A 16,574-nucleotide genomic window follows, 5' to 3' on the forward strand; every position below is an offset into this window, starting at 1 on the left:
GGCCATAGTAAATAATTGAGACCCAAGTAGACTGTCATGCTGAGCGCAGCCGAAGCATCTCTACCGCTTCATCCAGACCGTCCAACGGTGCGGTAGAGATGCTTCGACAAGCTCAGCATGACAGTTAGATACATCCGCTTGCTACGCTTTTCAAGTTGACTTTCATGTTCCAATCCTCCTTTAGTAAAGGCTACCTGGGCTTGCTGCTGGCAACCGGCCTCACCGCCCAGGCGCAGCAAAAGCACACGTTTGAAATCAAGGACGGGCAGTTTCGCTACGACGGCCAGCCCACCCAGATTCATTCGGGTGAAATGCACTACGCCCGGGTGCCCAAGGAGTACTGGCGGCACCGCCTGAAGATGATGAAGGCCATGGGCCTCAACACAGTAGCTACCTACGTATTCTGGAACTACCACCACCCCACGCCGGGCACGTGGGACTTCAAAACCGGCAGCCACAACCTGCCCGAGTTCCTGAAAACGGCCCAGGAGGAAGGCTTGTTCGTTATCCTGCGGCCGGGGCCCTACGCCTGCGCCGAGTGGGAGTTTGGGGGCTACCCCTGGTGGCTCCAGCAGAATAAGAACCTGGTTATTCGGGCTAATAACCAGCCGTTTCTCGACTCGTGCAACGTGTATTTGCGCAAGCTGGCCGGGCAGGTAAAAAGCTACCAGGTGAGCCACGGCGGGCCGGTGATTATGACCCAGGTCGAGAACGAGTTCGGGTCCTACGTGTCGCAGCGCCCCGACGTGCCGCTGGCCGAGCACCGCAAGTACAACGCCGCCATCAAGCAGCAGTTGGCGGCGGCCGGCTTCGAGGGGCCGTTCTTCACGTCCGATGCCTCCACGCTGTTTGAGGGCGGCGCCACGCCCAGCACCCTCCCCACCGCCAACGGCGAGGACAATGTGGAGCGCCTGAAAAAGTCCGTAAACCAGTACCACGATGGCCAAGGCCCCTACATGGTGGCCGAATACTACCCCGGCTGGCTCGACCACTGGGGTGAGCCCTTCACGCGCGTCAGCACCGAGCAGGTGACCAAGCAGGTCGAAACCTACCTTAAAAACGACGTAAGCTTCAACTTCTACATGGTGCACGGGGGCACCAACTTCGGCTTTACGGCGGGCGCGAATTACAACGAAGAGCACAATATTCAGCCCGATATCACGAGCTACGACTACGACGCGCCCATCAGCGAAGCGGGGCACGTGACGCCCAAGTACACCGCCATCCGCGAGCTGATGAAGCGCTACGTGAAGTACCCGGTGCCCGCGGTACCGGCGCCGATACCGGTCATTACCCTGCCGCCCATCGCGCTCAGCAAGGCGGTCGAATTATTTGACTTGAAACGTGACTTGAAGCCCGTTTCTAACGATACACCGCTGTCGTTTGAGGACCTAGGCCAGAGCCACGGCTACGTGCTGTACAGCAAGCGCTTCACGCAGCCGGCGCAGGGCAAGCTTGAGGTGAAAGGCCTGCGCGACTACGCCACGGTGTATGTCAATGGCAAGCTGGTGGGCGAGCTGAACCGCCAGCAAAACAAGTACGAGCTGGACGTGCAGATTCCCTTCAACGCGACCCTGGAGCTACTGGTCGAGAACATGGGCCGCATCAACTATGGCGCTGATATCGTGCACAATACCAAGGGTATCATCTCGCCCATCGTGCTCAACGGCGCCGAGGTCACGGGCAATTGGAACATGTACAAGCTACCCTTCGACCGGGTACCCGACCTAGCCAAGTACCCGGCCAAAAACAAGGAAGGCAAGCCCACGCTCTACACTGGCTTCTTCGAAGTAAAGCAAACCGGCGATACCTTCCTGGACATGCGCAGCTGGGGCAAGGGCATTGTCTTCGTCAATGGCCATAACCTAGGGCGTTACTGGAAAATCGGCCCGCAGCAAACGCTGTACGTGCCCGGCTGCTGGCTGGCCAAAGGCAAAAACGCCGTGGTGGTGCTGGAACAGCAAAACGACGTGCTGCACAAAGAGCTAAAAACCACCGACAAGCCGATTCTGGAAGACGCGCAGTAGCCAGTAGCTTGGACTTTGTAGTCCGAGCGCGAGCGTAGTTCGCATCCGCGTTTGCCTGGCCATCACCAAATTACTTAGGTGCCAGATGCTCGCTGCGCGAGCGCTCGGACTACAAAGTCCAAGCTACACTCTCTCTATTCATTATCCCTCATCCATGCCTAATTACCTAGCGCTTAGCCTATGCCTGCTCGGCGCCACTGCCACCTACGCCCAGTCGAGCAAGCCGCTTTACCAAAACCGCCAGGCAACTACCGAGGCCCGCGTGCAGGACTTGTTGGGCCGGATGACGGTGGAAGAAAAGGTGGGGCAGCTCTCGACGCTCCTAGGGTGGGAAATGTACCAGAAAGACGGTCAGAAGGTTAACTACAGCACAGCGTACAAAAAGGCGGTAGATGAGCGCTACGTCGGCGCGCTGTGGGCTACCCTGCGCGCCGACCCCTGGACCAAGAAAACGCTACTCACGGGTCTGAATCCCAAGCTAGCCGCCGAAGCCACTAACGCCTTGCAGAAATACGCCGTGGAGCACACGAGGCTGCACATCCCACTGCTGCTGGCCGAGGAGTGCCCGCACGGCCACATGGCCATCGGCACCACGGTTTTTCCGACCTCCATCGGGCAAAGCAGCACCTGGGACCCGGCCCTGATTAAGCGCATGGCGGCTACCATCGCCACCGAGGCGCGGGTGCAGGGCGCGCACATTGGCTACGGCCCGGTGCTGGACCTGGCCCGCGAGCCCCGCTGGTCGCGGGTCGAGGAAACCTACGGCGAAGACCCCGTGCTCAACAGCCAGATGGGCGTGGCCATGGTGCAGGGCTTCCAGGGTAGCAGCCTCAAGAGCGGCGTCAATATCGTCTCCACCCTCAAGCACTTCACAGCCTACGGCGTGCCCGAGGGCGGCCACAACGGCGGCAGCATCAGCACGGGTCAGCGCGAGCTATTTCAGAGTTTCCTCCCCCCCTTCCGGGCAGCGGTCAAGGCCGGGGCGCAGTCCATCATGACGGCCTACAATTCCATCGACGGGGTGCCGTGCTCGGCTAATACGTACCTGCTCACCGACGTGCTGCGCAAGCAGTGGGGCTTCCAGGGCTTCACGGTATCGGACCTAGGCAGCATTACGGGCCTGGCCACCAACCATCGCGTAGCCGCCACGCCGCCCGAGGCGGCGGCGCTGGCCATTAACGCAGGCCTCGACGACGACCTGAGTGGCTACGGCTACGATAAGGAGCTGCTAGAAGCTGTTAAGCAGAAGCTAGTTGCACCCGAGGTGCTGGACCGCGCCGTGGGCCGCGTGCTGCGGGTAAAGTTTGAGATGGGGCTATTTGAAAACCCTTACGTGGACCCTAGCAAGGCCGCCAAACTGGTGAAAACGCCAGCCAACGTGCAGCTAGCGCGGCAGGTAGCGCGCGAGTCGGTGGTACTGCTGAAGAACGAAAAGGACCTGCTGCCGCTGACTAAAACGTTGCAGCGCATCGCCGTTATCGGCCCCAACGCCGATAACATATACAACCAGCTCGGCGACTACACCGCGCCCCAGCCCGAAAGCAACGTGGTGACGGTGCTGGAAGGCATCAAGGCAAAAGTTTCGGCCGCCACGCAGGTGACGTACGTGAAGGGCTGCGCCATTCGGGATACCACCAGTGCTAACATTGCCGAAGCCGTGGCGGCGGCCCGTAACGCGCAGGTAGCCATTGTGGTACTGGGTGGCTCCAGCGCCCGCGACTTCAAAACAGAGTATCAGAGCACGGGCGCGGCCACCGTCACGGCCGCCGCGGGCGGGCAGGTTATCAGCGACATGGAAAGCGGCGAAGGCTACGACCGCGCCACCCTCGACCTACTGGGCAAGCAGCAGGAGTTGCTGCAAGCGGTAGTGGCCACCGGCACGCCAGTAGTGGTGGTGCTCATCAAGGGCCGCCCCTTGAATCTCAACTGGATGGCAGTCCACGTGCCGGCCCTGCTCGATGCCTGGTACCCCGGCCAGGAGGGTGGCAACGCGGTGGCCGACGTGCTGTTTGGCGACTACAACCCGGCCGGCCGCCTACCCATCTCGGTGCCCAAGAGCGTGGGCCAGCTGCCGGTGTACTACAACGCCAAGCGCCCTACTCCACACGACTATGTCGAGGTCAATAACAAGCCACTCTACAGCTTCGGTCACGGTCTGAGCTACAGTAAGTTCGAGTACTCCGACTTGCATGTAAGCGCGGCCGAAACGCCGGGCGCGGTGCAAATAAAGGTGCGGTTTAAAGTCAAAAACACTAGCTCGCGGGCGGGCGACGAAGTCGCGCAGCTTTACCTAGGCGATGATGTCAGCTCGGTCGTAACCCCGGCCAAGCAGCTCAAAAAGTTTCAGCGCCTGTCGCTGAAAGCCGGCGAGCAGCAGGAAGTAACCCTGGAGCTAACGGCCGACGACCTAATGCTGCTGAACAGCGGCCTGAAATGGGTAGTGGAGCCCGGCACTTTCACAGTGCACCTAGGGGCTTCGTCGGAAGACATCCGGTTAAAAGCGCAGTTCAAAGTGAACCAGGCGGTGGAAAAAGCCCAGTAATTCAAGCCATTTTGTTCGCGGGTTTGGTCGGTGCTGCCCGCTGCTTTTACTCCAATTATTATCCTTCCTAGGTAGCCAGCTTTATGAAGAAAAGCCTCCTATTCGCGGTGCTTGCGCTAGGGTGCTGCCTGCCCGCAATGGCTCAGCAACAGTGGGCCATCGCTAAGCAAGAGCTGCTTTTTACGGCGGCGCCTTTCCAGCAGTGCCACGCCTCTACGCTGGTAGAAGTGGCCAAGGACAAATTCTTGGTAGCCTGCTTTGGGGGCACGCAGGAGAGCAAGCCGGATGTTGCCATTTGGCTCGCCACGGTTGATAAACAAGGCGTTTCGCAACCAAAAAACGTGGCCGATGGCGTGGTGAATGACACGTTGCGCTACCCCGCCTGGAACCCAGTGCTATTCAAAGTTCGCGGGGGTGACCTGCTCCTGTTCTACAAAGTGGGGCCTAACCCCCGCGAGTGGTGGGGTATGGTAAAATCCTCGGCGGATGGCGGCCGCAAGTGGTCGGCCGCGCAGCGGCTGCCGCCGGGCATCCTGGGGCCCATCAAAAACAAGCCAGTGCAGCTGGCCAATGGGACCATCCTAGCCCCGTCGAGCGTGGAGGAAGAGGCTGGCCGCTGGCGGGCTCACCTCGAAAAATCTACCGACCTAGGGAAAACCTGGCAGCTCATCCCGATTGATGCTACCTCGGAACTTGATGTTATTCAGCCCAGTATCCTAGCGTACCCGGCTGGGCGCTTACAGCTGCTGTGCCGCAGCAAGCAGGGGCGCATTGCGCAGGCGTGGTCCACGGATGGCGGCGCGAGCTGGGGCAAGCTGTCGCAAACGAACCTGCTGAATCCTAATTCTGGCACCGATGCCGTGACGCTGAAAAGTGGCGCGCAACTACTCGTGTACAACCCCGCCCTGCCGGGTAAAGACTGGGCCGATGGCCGCGGCAAGCTGCGGGTGGCCCAATCGGCCGATGGCCAGAATTGGCACGACATAGCCGTGCTGGAAGACGGCTCAACCGAAGAGTATAGCTACCCCGCTATTATTGAGGGTCAAAATGGGCAGGTGCACATCACTTATACCTACAATCGCAAGAACATCAAGCACGTAGTGCTACAGAAAAAATAGCATTCTGCCTGAGAATAGTTAAGTATGAGGGAATGAACGCGTGTTCATTCCCTCATTTTTTTATGCTTTAGGGTACACTTTTACTAAATTTTTATAAAAGTCCTTGGACTTCAAGAAAAAGATAACTTTATTTACAAAAAAATATAAGCTCCCTCCCTATGAGTTCATTATTAGCCCTGGAGGAAACTCACCTTGCGCGGCTCAATAACGTTGAGCGGCGCAAGCACATCCAAAAGCTTAAGATTGTTAAGCATTTGTATGTGAAAGGGGCTAAAACGAACGCTGATATTTGCACGCGCTTCAACATCAGCTCGCCCACGTCCATCGCTATTCTTAACGAGCTGGTGGCCGAAGGGCTGGTGGAGAAGCAAGGCCGGGGCAAGTCGCTGGGGGGCCGCAAGCCCGAGCTCTACGGGCTGTGCGACGGGTCGCTGTTTGTGCTGAGCATCCACATGGAGCAGTTCAAGACGCGGATGGCCATCTTTGATAATAACAACCATATTATCAGCGGCGTACATACCTTCGCTATCGAGCTCACGCCCGACCTAGGGGCGCTCACGCAGCTGCACGAGCACGCCCAGGCGCTGCTAGAGGAGTCGGGAATCGAACGGAAGAAATTGGTGGGCGTGGGCATTAGCATGCCGGGCCTGGTCGATTCGAAAGAAGGCAACAACCACACCTACCTGCTCACGGCCGGCCAGCCCGAGTCGTTGCAACAGCTTCTGGAGCAGCAGTTTGGCAAGCCGGTTTTTCTGCAAAACGACGCCAAGAGCGCGGCCCTGGCCGAGTACCGCTTTGGCCTGGCCCACGGCCTGCGCGACGTGCTGGTGCTGTCCATGGACTGGGGCATTGGCATGGGCGTGATACTGGACGGCAAGTTGCGGAGCGGCGCCTCGGGCTTCGCCGGCGAGTTTGGCCACGTTCCGCTCGTGGATGGGGGCGCGCTGTGCCACTGCGGCAAGCGCGGCTGCCTCGAAACGGTGGCCTCGGGCAGCGCCATTGTGCGGATAGCCACGGCCGGCATCCGGGCGGGGCAGCACACCATGCTGAGCCAGCTACCGGCCGCGCAAATGGCCCAATTAACGCCCGAGCACGTGTACGAAGCCGCCCACCACGGCGACCAGTTTGCCATTAATATCCTGGCCGAAGTTGGCACCAACCTAGGGAAGGGCATCGCGATTCTGACCCAGCTTTTCAACCCCGAGCTCATCATCTTGGGGGGCGCGGTGGCGCCGGCCAAGCAGTTCATTTTGCCTAACATTCAGCAGGCCATCAACACCTACTGCATGGCCCAGCTGCGCGAAAAAACCAGCCTGGTGGTGTCAGAATTAGGTAGTAATGCCGTGATACTGGGCTCGGTAGCCACCGTGATGGAAAATATCTTCGAAAGCTACCTCGAGCTAGCCTGAGCCGCCTAGGCTCCGTGGGCCCGCGGGGGCCGCGTGTAGTTGCCCCGTTCGCTTTGTTTTGCCTCATCCACTTTAGCACTTCCGCAACCTACTAAGCCTCAGCGCTATGCAGAACGTCACGCTACCCATCATGACCCGACTGAATCTCCTGGAGGAGACACGCTTTGAAAAGCTGCCGGTGACCGTTTACCGCAACAAGCAGGTGGCCTCCGTGAAGGTGGCCGAGCGCATCGCCGACCTGATTAGGGACAAGCAGGCGCGGGGCGAAAAAGCGGTACTGGGCCTGGCCACGGGCGCTACGCCGGTGGGCGTATACGAGGAGCTCGTGCGCCTGCACCGCGAGGAAGGCCTGAGCTTTCAGAACGTGGTGACGTTCAACCTAGACGAGTACTACCCCATGCACCCCACGTCGCCGCAGAGCTACGTGACGTTCATGAACGAAAACCTGTTTGACCACATCGACATCGAGCAGGAGAATGTTCACATTCCGGATGGTACGCTGGCCCCCGATGAGGTGGCCGCTTTCTGCCTCAATTACGAGCGCCAGATAGAAGCGCACGGCGGGCTCGATTTGCAGCTGCTGGGCATCGGGCGCACGGGCCACGTGGGCTTCAACGAGCCAGGCTCGGCCCCCAACTCGGGCACGCGCCTGGTGACGCTTGATGACCTGACCCGCCGCGACGCCTCGCGCGACTTTGGCGGCAAGGAAAACGTGCCGACCAAGGCAATTACGATGGGCATCGGCACCATTTTCAAGGCCCACGAGATAGTGCTGCTGGCCTGGAGCGGCAAAAAGGCGCCCATTGTGAAAAAGGCCGTGGAGGGCGAGGTGTCGAGCGAAGTGCCCGCCACCTACCTCCAGCTGGCTGATAACGTGGAGTTTGTGCTGGATGAGGACGCCGCCGCCGAGCTCACGCGCTTCGACAAGCCCTGGCTGGTGAAGGACTGCGAGTGGGATGATATGCTCATCAAAAAGGCCGTTATCTGGCTTTCGAATACGCTGAATAAGCCCATTCTGAAGCTGACCGACGAGGACTACAACGCTAACGGCATGGCCCAGCTGGCCACCGAGCGCGGCCCGGCCTACAACATTAACATCCACATTTTCAACAAGCTCCAGCACACCATTACGGGGTGGCCGGGCGGCAAGCCGGGGGCCGACGACTCGCAGCGCCCCGAGCGGGCGCTGCCCGAGAAGAAGCGCGCCATCGTGTTTTCGCCCCACCCCGACGACGATGTGATTTCGATGGGCGGCACGTTTATTCGCCTCATCGACCAAGGGCACGACGTGCATGTGGCCTACCAAACCTCGGGCAACACGGCGGTGTGGGACGATGACGTGCTGCGCTACATGGAGTTCGCCGTCGACTTTGAGGGCAGCCTAGGCAAGGATACCAACCAGCTGAAGGCGGTGTACGAGGATATGCGCCAGTTCATTCAGCACAAGCAGCCCAACCAGCCTGATACCCAAGAGATTCGCAACGTAAAAAGCTTTATCCGCAAGAGCGAAGCCATTGCGGGGGCGCGCTACGCGGGCCTCTCCGACGACCACATTCACTTCCAGGCACTACCGTTTTACGAGTCGGGCCGCACGGCGAAGCTCTCGGTCACGGATAAGGACATCGAGCTGACGATGGCGCTGTTGCAGCAGGTGAAGCCGCAGCAGGTGTTCGTGGCCGGTGACTTTGCCGACCCCAACGGCACGCACTTGGTGTGCTTCAATATCGTGACCGAGTCGCTGCGGCGCCTGCGCGAAACCGAGGCTTGGGTCGAGGACTGCTGGGTGTGGATGTACCGCGGCGCGTGGCACGAGTTCAAGCCCTACGAGATTGAGATGGCCGTGCCGCTCTCGCCGCAGGAGGTGCTGCGCAAGCGCAACGCCATTTTCAAGCACCAGAGCCAGAAAGACACGCCGGTATTCCCCGGCGACGATTCGCGCGAGTTCTGGGTGCGGGCCGAGCACCGCAACCGCGAAACGGCCCAGCAATACGACCGCCTGGGCATGGCCAACTACGAGGCCATGGAGGCCTTCGTGCGCTGGAAGTTCTAGGTTGATTCGCAGGACTTTTTCAAATTTCTGCTAAGGACGAGGCAGAGTGCACGCACGTTGAAACCACATGAGCAGCAGCAAGTACCTAGGCGTTGATATTGGCGGGACGAAGGTTCAGGTTGGCGTCGTGCAAGATGGCGAACTGATTCAGGAAGTCCGTTTCGAGACTGCCGCCAACGCCTCTAAGGAGCAGATTTTAGTCGAGTTGGTGCACCACCTAGCCCCGCTGGTGACGGCCGACGTGGCGGGCATCGGCATCGGCGTGCCGGGTTTGGTCGATGAGGAAGAAGGCATCGTGCACAACGTGCAGAATATCCCCTCGTGGCGCGAAGTGCACCTGAAACGGTACCTAGGCGGCCACTTCGAGCAGCCAGTGTACCTCACTAACGATGCCAACGCGTTTGCCATCGGCGAGAAGATGTACGGCCAGGGCAAGCCCTACGCCAACCTAGTGGGCCTGGCGCTCGGCACGGGGCTGGGGGCGGGTATCATCATCAACCACCAGCTTTATTCAGGTACGCTTTCGAGCGCCGGCGAATTTGGGATGATTCCGTACCTCGACAAGACGATTGAGGACTATTGCAGCGGCAAGTTTTTTGGGCAGCGCACGAGCCGGCCGGGCGCTGCGTGGCACGCCCTCGCCCAGCAAGGCGATACCGAGGCGCTGGCCGTGTATACCGAGTTTGGCCGGCACCTAGGGCAGGCGCTGCACATCATCCTGTACGCGCTCTCGCCGGAGGCTATCTTCCTGGGTGGCTCGGTGAGCCAGGGATACAGTTTTTTCCGCGATGGTTTGTACGAAAGCTTAGAAGCTTTTCCGTTTCGCCAGGTAACTGACCGTCTGGTAGTAGCGCCTTCGCTCATTGGCAACGCGGCCGTGCTGGGCGCGGCGGCTCTCTGCCACATGAAGCAGACCCCTACCTCCCACCCGCATACGGAACTAGCGCTATGAAAAGGAAATTGTTAGCCTCCGTGACGGCCCTAATGAGCCTAGGTTGTTGGGCAACCGCTTACGGCCAGCAGGCCCCGCCTAGCCAAAGTACTATTGCGGTTATTCCGCAGCCCGTGCGGCTCACGCCGGGCACTGGCAGCTTCGCCATTACCCCCAACACCAAGATTTACGTTGGCCCCAAGAACGACGAACTGCGCCGCATTGGGCAGTCGTTGAGCCATGAAGTCATGCGCGCTACCGGCGTGCAACCGCCCGTGGTGGCGGCCGCGCCGGGCAAGCAGCCGGCCGGGTCCATCTATTTGAAAATCACAGCCCCTGCCGATACCCTAGGGGCCGAGGGCTACACGCTCAGCGTGCAGACGGCGCAGGTGGTGCTGGCCGCCAACCAGCCGCAGGGGCTGTACCTAGGTACCCAAACTATCCGGCAATTGCTGCCCGCGCAGCGCACAGCGGGCGCCAGCCTACCCGCGCTGGAAATAGTGGATAAGCCGCGCTACAACTGGCGCGGCATGCACCTCGACGTGAGCCGCCACTTCTTCTCGACCGATTTCGTGAAGAAGTACATCAACTACCTGGCGCTGCACAAGATGAACACCTTCCACTGGCACCTCACGGACGACCAGGGCTGGCGCATCGAAATCAAGAAATACCCCAAGCTGACCACCGTGGGCGGCTACCGCGAGGGCACGCTCATTGGGCACTACGGCGAGAAAGTGCCGCGCTACGACAACGTGCGCTACGGCGGCTTCTACACCCAAGAACAAATAAAAGAAGTAGTTAAGTACGCCCAGGACCGCTACATCACGGTGGTGCCCGAAATCGAGATGCCCGGCCACGCGCTGGCGGCGCTCACGGCCTACCCCGAGCTGTCGTGCACCGGTGGCCCGTTTAAAGTGGGGCAGACCTGGGGCGTGTACGACGACATTTTTTGCGCCGGCAACGAGCAGACGTTCGCCTTCTTGCAAGACGTGCTGACGGAGGTGATGCCCTTGTTTCCGAGCAAAATCGTGCACATCGGCGGCGATGAGGCGCCCAAAACCCGCTGGAAAACCTGCCCCAAGTGCCAGGCCCGCATCAAGGCCGAACACCTCCAGGACGAGCACGAACTGCAGAGCTACTTCGTGCAGCGCATGGAGAAATTCATGAACGGCAAGGGCAAAACCATCATCGGCTGGGATGAAATCCTGGAGGGCGGCCTGGCCCCGAACGCCGCCGTGATGTCGTGGCGCGGCATGGAAGGCGGCATTGCCGCCGCCAAGCAGAAGCACCAGGTCGTAATGACGCCCGGCGAGTTTGTGTACTTCGACCACGCCCAGGGCGACCCTAGCCTGGAGCCGCTCAGCATCGGCGGCTACCTACCGCTGGAAAAAGTCTATTCCTTCGAGCCCACGCCCCCCGAACTGACCGCCGCCGAGCGCAAGTATGTCATCGGCGCGCAGGCGAACCTCTGGACCGAGTACATCCCGACCGAGCAGCAGGTCGAGTACATGGTGCTACCCCGCCTATCGGCCCTAGCCGAAGTGCTCTGGACGCCCGCCAACCTCAAAAATTGGGAGAGCTTTAAGGTGCGCATGCAGCCGCAATACCAGCGTTTTGCCGCCCTAGGGGCCAACTACGCCAAGAGCGCCTTCAACGTGCGCCAGCAGTTCGTGCCCGACACCACCAAGGGCGCCGACGTAGTGAGCCTGCTACTCGATGCCACCGGCCCGCAGATACACTACACCCTCGACGGCGCCGCGCCGACCCTCTCCTCCCCCACCTACACCGCGCCATTTGCCCTTACCAGCTCGGCCGTGGTTAAGGCGGCTTCCTTCGAAAACGGGCAGCCGGCGGGCAAGATGACCACTACGCAGGTACTGGCGCACAAAGCGTTTGCGACCCCTACCAAGCTGGCCAGCGAGCCTCATAAGAATTACCGGGGCACCGGCCCGCTCACGCTGGTCGATGGCCTGAAAGGCTCGCTCAGCCACACCGACGGGCACTGGCTCGGCTTTTTGGGCAGCGACCTAGTGGCTACGCTCGACCTAAAAAAAGCTGCGGAAATCAGCGCCGTGCGCAGCACCTTTTTACAGAAGCCGGAAGATAAAATACTATTACCAACTACGCTGGAAGTAGCCGTCTCGATAGATGGCCGCACCTACAAAACGGTGTATTCGACACCCGTGGCCGCCGCCCAGCCCGGCACCGGCATCAGCGAAGTAAAGGCCGACTGGAAAAAGACGAAAGCCCGCTTCATCCGCGTCACGGCTAAAAACGCCCAGCCCCCGGCCGCGGGCACCAGCCCGCAGGCGCCCGACACCTGGCTGTTTGCCGACGAGTTGGTGGTGCAGTAACGCGGACTTTTAGTCCGCGAGTACCAAGCGCTATCGACTTGCGGACTGAAAGTCCGTGCTACTGCCCGCCCCTACCCTCTCTCCTCGCTTTACCTCATCCCGAACAGCATGCCGAACGTAGCTTCCCCCACCAGCGCCGCGCTGGCGCCCCCAGCCACCAGCCAGCAAAACCGGTCGATTGTCATCATCGGGTCGCTGTTTTTCATCTTCGGCTTCGTCACCTGGCTCAACTCGGTGCTGATTCCGTACCTGAAAATCTCCTGCGAGCTCACCAATTTTGAGGCCTATCTAATTCCGTTTGCCTTTTATGTTTCCTACCTGATGGCCATTCCATCGGCCTGGGTGCTGAAACAGGTAGGGTATAAGAAAGGTATGTCAGTCGGGCTACTAGTGATGGGCGTCGGAGCGCTGCTGTTTGTGCCGGCCGCGCTCACGCGTACTTACAGCTTGTTTTTATTAGGCTTGTTTGTGCAAGCCACTGGCCTGACACTGCTCCAAACAGCAGCCAATCCTTACATCACCATTCTAGGACCACGCGAAAGCGCTGCGAAGCGCATCAGTGTCATGGGAATCTGCAATAAGGTAGCTGGCATGATAGCGCCAATCGCCTTAGGAGCCGTAGCCCTAAAAGACGCTGACGCCTTAGTGAAGCGCCTAGGAACCTTAGGGGCCGCCGCGAAAGCTGCTGAGCTTGATACACTGGCTGCTCGCGTAATTATTCCTTACCTGCTCATAATAGCAGTATTGGCGCTGTTGGCTGGGCTTATTTATTTCTCATCGCTACCCGAAATTGACACTGACCACGAAGATGAAGCCGTAGCAGCCGCTAATACTGGCAAATCTAGCATTTTTCACTTTTCCCACTTGCTGCTAGGAGCGCTGGCCATGTTCTTCTACGTAGGCGTGGAAGTCATTGCTGTCGACACAATCATCAGCTACGGCACAGCACAAGGCATTGCATTCAGTAGCGCTAAGTATCTAGCAAGCTGCGTCTTATTTGCCATGATTTTAGGATATGCCATCGGAATCGTGGCCATACCTAAGTATCTCTCACAAGAGAGAGCACTGCAAGTTTCGGCAGTAGCTGGGGGCCTTTTTGCTATAGGAGCCATCTTTACTAGCGGCTTCACATCCGTATTATTCATCATTTTACTGGGCCTAGCCAACTCTCTCATCTTCCCAGCCATCTGGCCACTCGCCATTGCGGGGCTAGGGCGCTTCACCAAACTAGGCTCATCGCTACTCATCATGGCCATTGCCGGTGGCGCGGTACTGTCGCTGATTTATGGGTTGTTAGTTGACCGCTTTACGGCGCAACATGCTTACTGGCTGGTCATTCCGTGCTACTTGTTTTTGCTGTTCTACGGCGTGGCGGGGCACAAGGCCCGGCGCGCCTAGGTACTGGCTTGCCCATTATGCAACGCGCAGCGACGCATGACGGCTTAAAATTTAAGACACTGAGATTTAGGTTTTCCTTTCGAATGACAAAGTTTCGCTACCTGCTTTTATTGCTCACCCTGGTCGGCGCGTACCCGGTGGCCGCCCAGCAACGCTACGAGCTAAACTCGGGCTGGCAGGGCCTGCCTATCGGCAAAGTAAAGGCCACCGGGCCGCAGCTTTCGCAGCCGGGCTACGCGCTTACGGGCTGGCAGCCAGCCGTGGTGCCGGGCACGGTGCTCACCACCCAGCTGGTGAATAAGCAGGTACCCGACCCTTTCTTCGGGATGAACAACGAGCGCATTCCGGACATCTACCGCACCGGGCGCGACTACTACACTTACTGGTTTGTCAAGGACTTCCAGGAAGCTGCTGCCGCGGGCGACGACCAGGTGTGGCTGCACTTCCGGGGCGTGAACTACAGCTGCGAGGTGTACTTAAATGGGCAGAAGCTCAACAAGCAGACGCACCACGGCATGTTCCTGCGCCAGGCCTACAATATCACATCCTATCTGGCCAAAGGCGGCCGCAACCGCCTGGCCGTGGTGGTGTACCCGCCCGACCCGGTGGGCAACCCCAACGGCGGCCAGGGCGGCGATGGTACTATTGCCCGCAACGTATCTATTCAGTACACCGCGGGTTGGGACTGGATTCGGCCCATCCGGGACCGTAACACCGGCATCTGGGACAAGGTGACGATTGAGAAAACTAAGCAGGTCAACCTCAAAAACCCGCATGTAGTAACCCGCGTGCCCGGCGTGCGCCAGCCCAAAGGTGCCCAGCAACCCGCCACCATTCAGGTAACGGCCGAGTTGGAAAACCCCACCGCCAAACCAGTGGCCGGCGTGGTGCAGTACACCCTAGGGGGCCAAGTAGTGAAGCAAGCCGTGACGGTGCCCGCCCGCACCACCCGGCAAGTGAGCCTGCCTGCGCTCACCCTACAAAATCCTAAGCTGTGGTGGCCCAATGGCTACGGCCCGCAAAACCTCTACCCGCTGCAAATGCAATTTCTGGTGGGCGGCAAAACGGTGTCGGACGAGGAAAATCTGCAAGTGGGCGTGCGCGAAATCGGCCACCAGTGGAATGCCAAAACCGAGAGCATGCAGGTGCTGCTCAATGGCCAAAAGGTATTCATCAAGGGTGGCAACTGGATTATCTCAGATGCCATGCTGCGCTTCACGAAGGCGCGCTACGATGCCGAAATCCGGTTTCACCGCGATATGAATTTGAACCTCATCCGGGTTTGGGGCGGCGCGCTGGTCGAGCGGCCCGAGTTTTACGAGGCCTGCGATAAGTACGGCATGCTCTTGATGCAGGACTTCTGGATGAGCGGTGACGCCAACGGCCGCTGGGTAGACCCCCAGAAGCTAGAGGACCAGTACACCCGCCGCAAGTACCCCAACGACCACCGGCTATTCGTGAACTCGGTGGCCGACCAGGTGAAGATGGTGCGCAACTACCCCTCGCTGGCCATCTGGTGCGGCGGTAACGAAATCACGCCGCCCAAGGATATTCTGGCCGCGATGCAGGACACCCTCCTGCCCCGGCTCGATGGCACGCGGTGGTTTATTCCATTCTCCAACGCCGACAGCATGTCCTACAACAACCTGGGCGGCAACGGCGACGGGCCCTACGGCATTCAGCCCATTAGCCAGTTTTGGGGGCACCGCACGTTCCCCTTCAACTCGGAAGTAGGCTCGGTGGGCGTGGGCGATATGGAGTCGCTGGAACGCTTTCTACCGACCGCCAACCAAACGCCGCCGCGCTACCTAGGCCCCACCAGCAAGCCCACCGAGCAGGTCGACTCGATGTGGACCTACCACACCTACATCAGCTACGAGCAGTACCTACTGCCCTACGGCGCCCCCAAAACAGCGCAAGACTTCGGCCTGAAGGCTCAGCTCGTCAACTATGACCAGTACCGCGCGCTCATGGAAGGCTTCAGCTCGCACATGTGGGACTGGTACACCGGCAGCATCATCTGGAAAACCCAGAACCCCTGGACCTCCCTGCGCGGCCAGATGTACGACTATTACCTCGACCCTAACGCCTGCCTCTACGGCCTGCGCAGCGGCAGCGAGCCCCTGCACGTGATGTACAACCCGGTGGACAGCATGGTGACGCTCGTCAATAACTCATTCGAGGTGAAGCGCGACATGATGCTGGTGGTGGACGCCTACGACATGGCTGGCAAGAAGACGCCCGTCACGCAAGTAATCGTCGAAATCAACCCCTCGTCGTCGAAGCGCTACCTGCCCATCAACGCGCTCGTGAAGCGGCTGGGGATGCAGCAGGGCATGTTCCTGTCGTTACAATTGCAAGACTTTGATAAGAAGGTCATCAGCAATAATTTCTACTGGCTGCCTGATGCTAAAGGTGAGTATTCAGGTCTGAAGAGCATGGCCAAAACGGCCCCTAGGCTAACCGCCCGCCAAGCGGCACCCGGCAAAATAGAAGTCACGCTCGCTAACCCGGCTAACGCGCCGGTGGCTTTCTTCAACCGCTTGTCTTTAGTAAATCCCAGCACGCAGAAGCGCATTCTGCCCGTGTTTTACAGCGACAATTACGTGTCGGTGCTGCCCGGCGAAAGCAAAACTGTGGTGCTCGACTACACGCCCTCCGCGGACGTGCCCGCGCCGCAGGTTTCGGTGGAAGGCTGGAACGTGGCCAAGCAATTGATTCATATTACCGGCAAATAATTAGCCT

Annotated in this window: 9 protein-coding genes; all 9 read left to right on the plus strand. The window is 59.5% G+C overall.

The annotated features are described in order from the left end of the window. Positions 1-164 precede the first annotated feature (164 nt). The 9 genes from ACFSDX_RS17240 (at position 165) to ACFSDX_RS17280 (ending at position 16,567) form a co-directional block, all read left to right on the plus strand. A complete protein-coding gene (locus tag ACFSDX_RS17240) occupies positions 165-2,027 on the plus strand; it encodes a glycoside hydrolase family 35 protein (protein WP_382315768.1) in 1,863 nt (620 codons plus the stop codon). Between the two features lie 154 nt (positions 2,028-2,181). Next, positions 2,182-4,569: a glycoside hydrolase family 3 N-terminal domain-containing protein gene (locus ACFSDX_RS17245; protein WP_382315770.1), complete on the plus strand. Its 2,388-nt coding sequence runs from the start codon at positions 2,182-2,184 to the stop codon at positions 4,567-4,569. Between the two features lie 83 nt (positions 4,570-4,652). Further along, the gene (locus tag ACFSDX_RS17250; RefSeq protein ID WP_382315772.1) at positions 4,653-5,687 is read left to right on the plus strand and encodes a sialidase family protein; all 1,035 of its coding nucleotides are present in this window, start codon (positions 4,653-4,655) and stop codon (positions 5,685-5,687) included. A 158-nt stretch (positions 5,688-5,845) separates the two neighbouring features. Then, entirely contained in the window at positions 5,846-7,096 is a 1,251-nt protein-coding gene (locus ACFSDX_RS17255) for an ROK family transcriptional regulator (protein WP_382315773.1), read from the plus strand. A gap of 106 nt (positions 7,097-7,202) precedes the next feature. Then, positions 7,203-9,146: a glucosamine-6-phosphate deaminase gene (gene nagB, locus ACFSDX_RS17260; RefSeq protein WP_382315775.1), complete on the plus strand. Its 1,944-nt coding sequence runs from the start codon at positions 7,203-7,205 to the stop codon at positions 9,144-9,146. Positions 9,147-9,213: 67 nt separating this feature from the next. Next, positions 9,214-10,098, plus strand: a complete 885-nt coding sequence (locus ACFSDX_RS17265; protein ID WP_382315777.1) for an ROK family protein — start codon at positions 9,214-9,216, stop codon at positions 10,096-10,098. Positions 10,099-10,130: 32 nt separating this feature from the next. Then, positions 10,131-12,431: a glycoside hydrolase family 20 protein gene (locus ACFSDX_RS17270; protein ID WP_382315779.1), complete on the plus strand. Its 2,301-nt coding sequence runs from the start codon at positions 10,131-10,133 to the stop codon at positions 12,429-12,431. Positions 12,432-12,539: 108 nt separating this feature from the next. After that, entirely contained in the window at positions 12,540-13,829 is a 1,290-nt protein-coding gene (locus ACFSDX_RS17275) for a sugar MFS transporter (RefSeq protein ID WP_382315781.1), read from the plus strand. Between the two features lie 83 nt (positions 13,830-13,912). Further along, complete coding sequence (locus tag ACFSDX_RS17280; protein ID WP_382315783.1) at positions 13,913-16,567, plus strand: glycosyl hydrolase 2 galactose-binding domain-containing protein; 2,655 nt, start codon at positions 13,913-13,915, stop codon at positions 16,565-16,567. The last annotated feature ends 7 nt before the right edge of the window (positions 16,568-16,574 follow it).

The sequence above is a fragment of the Hymenobacter bucti genome, from assembly GCF_042681145.1.
GTDB classification, from domain to species: domain Bacteria; phylum Bacteroidota; class Bacteroidia; order Cytophagales; family Hymenobacteraceae; genus Hymenobacter; species Hymenobacter bucti.

What these genes read in the sequence shown, in the direction of transcription:
- ACFSDX_RS17240 (WP_382315768.1), top strand. Translation starts at nt 165, where the DNA reads ATGTTCCAATCCTCCTTTAGTAAAGGCTACCTGGGCTTGCTGCTGGCA.
- ACFSDX_RS17270 (WP_382315779.1), top strand. Translation starts at nt 10,131, where the DNA reads ATGAGCCTAGGTTGTTGGGCAACCGCTTACGGCCAGCAGGCCCCGCCT.
- ACFSDX_RS17275 (WP_382315781.1), top strand. Translation starts at nt 12,540, where the DNA reads ATGCCGAACGTAGCTTCCCCCACCAGCGCCGCGCTGGCGCCCCCAGCC.
- ACFSDX_RS17245 (WP_382315770.1), top strand. Translation starts at nt 2,182, where the DNA reads ATGCCTAATTACCTAGCGCTTAGCCTATGCCTGCTCGGCGCCACTGCC.
- ACFSDX_RS17255 (WP_382315773.1), top strand. Translation starts at nt 5,846, where the DNA reads ATGAGTTCATTATTAGCCCTGGAGGAAACTCACCTTGCGCGGCTCAAT.
- ACFSDX_RS17250 (WP_382315772.1), top strand. Translation starts at nt 4,653, where the DNA reads ATGAAGAAAAGCCTCCTATTCGCGGTGCTTGCGCTAGGGTGCTGCCTG.
- ACFSDX_RS17280 (WP_382315783.1), top strand. Translation starts at nt 13,913, where the DNA reads ATGACAAAGTTTCGCTACCTGCTTTTATTGCTCACCCTGGTCGGCGCG.
- ACFSDX_RS17265 (WP_382315777.1), top strand. Translation starts at nt 9,214, where the DNA reads ATGAGCAGCAGCAAGTACCTAGGCGTTGATATTGGCGGGACGAAGGTT.
- nagB (WP_382315775.1), top strand. Translation starts at nt 7,203, where the DNA reads ATGCAGAACGTCACGCTACCCATCATGACCCGACTGAATCTCCTGGAG.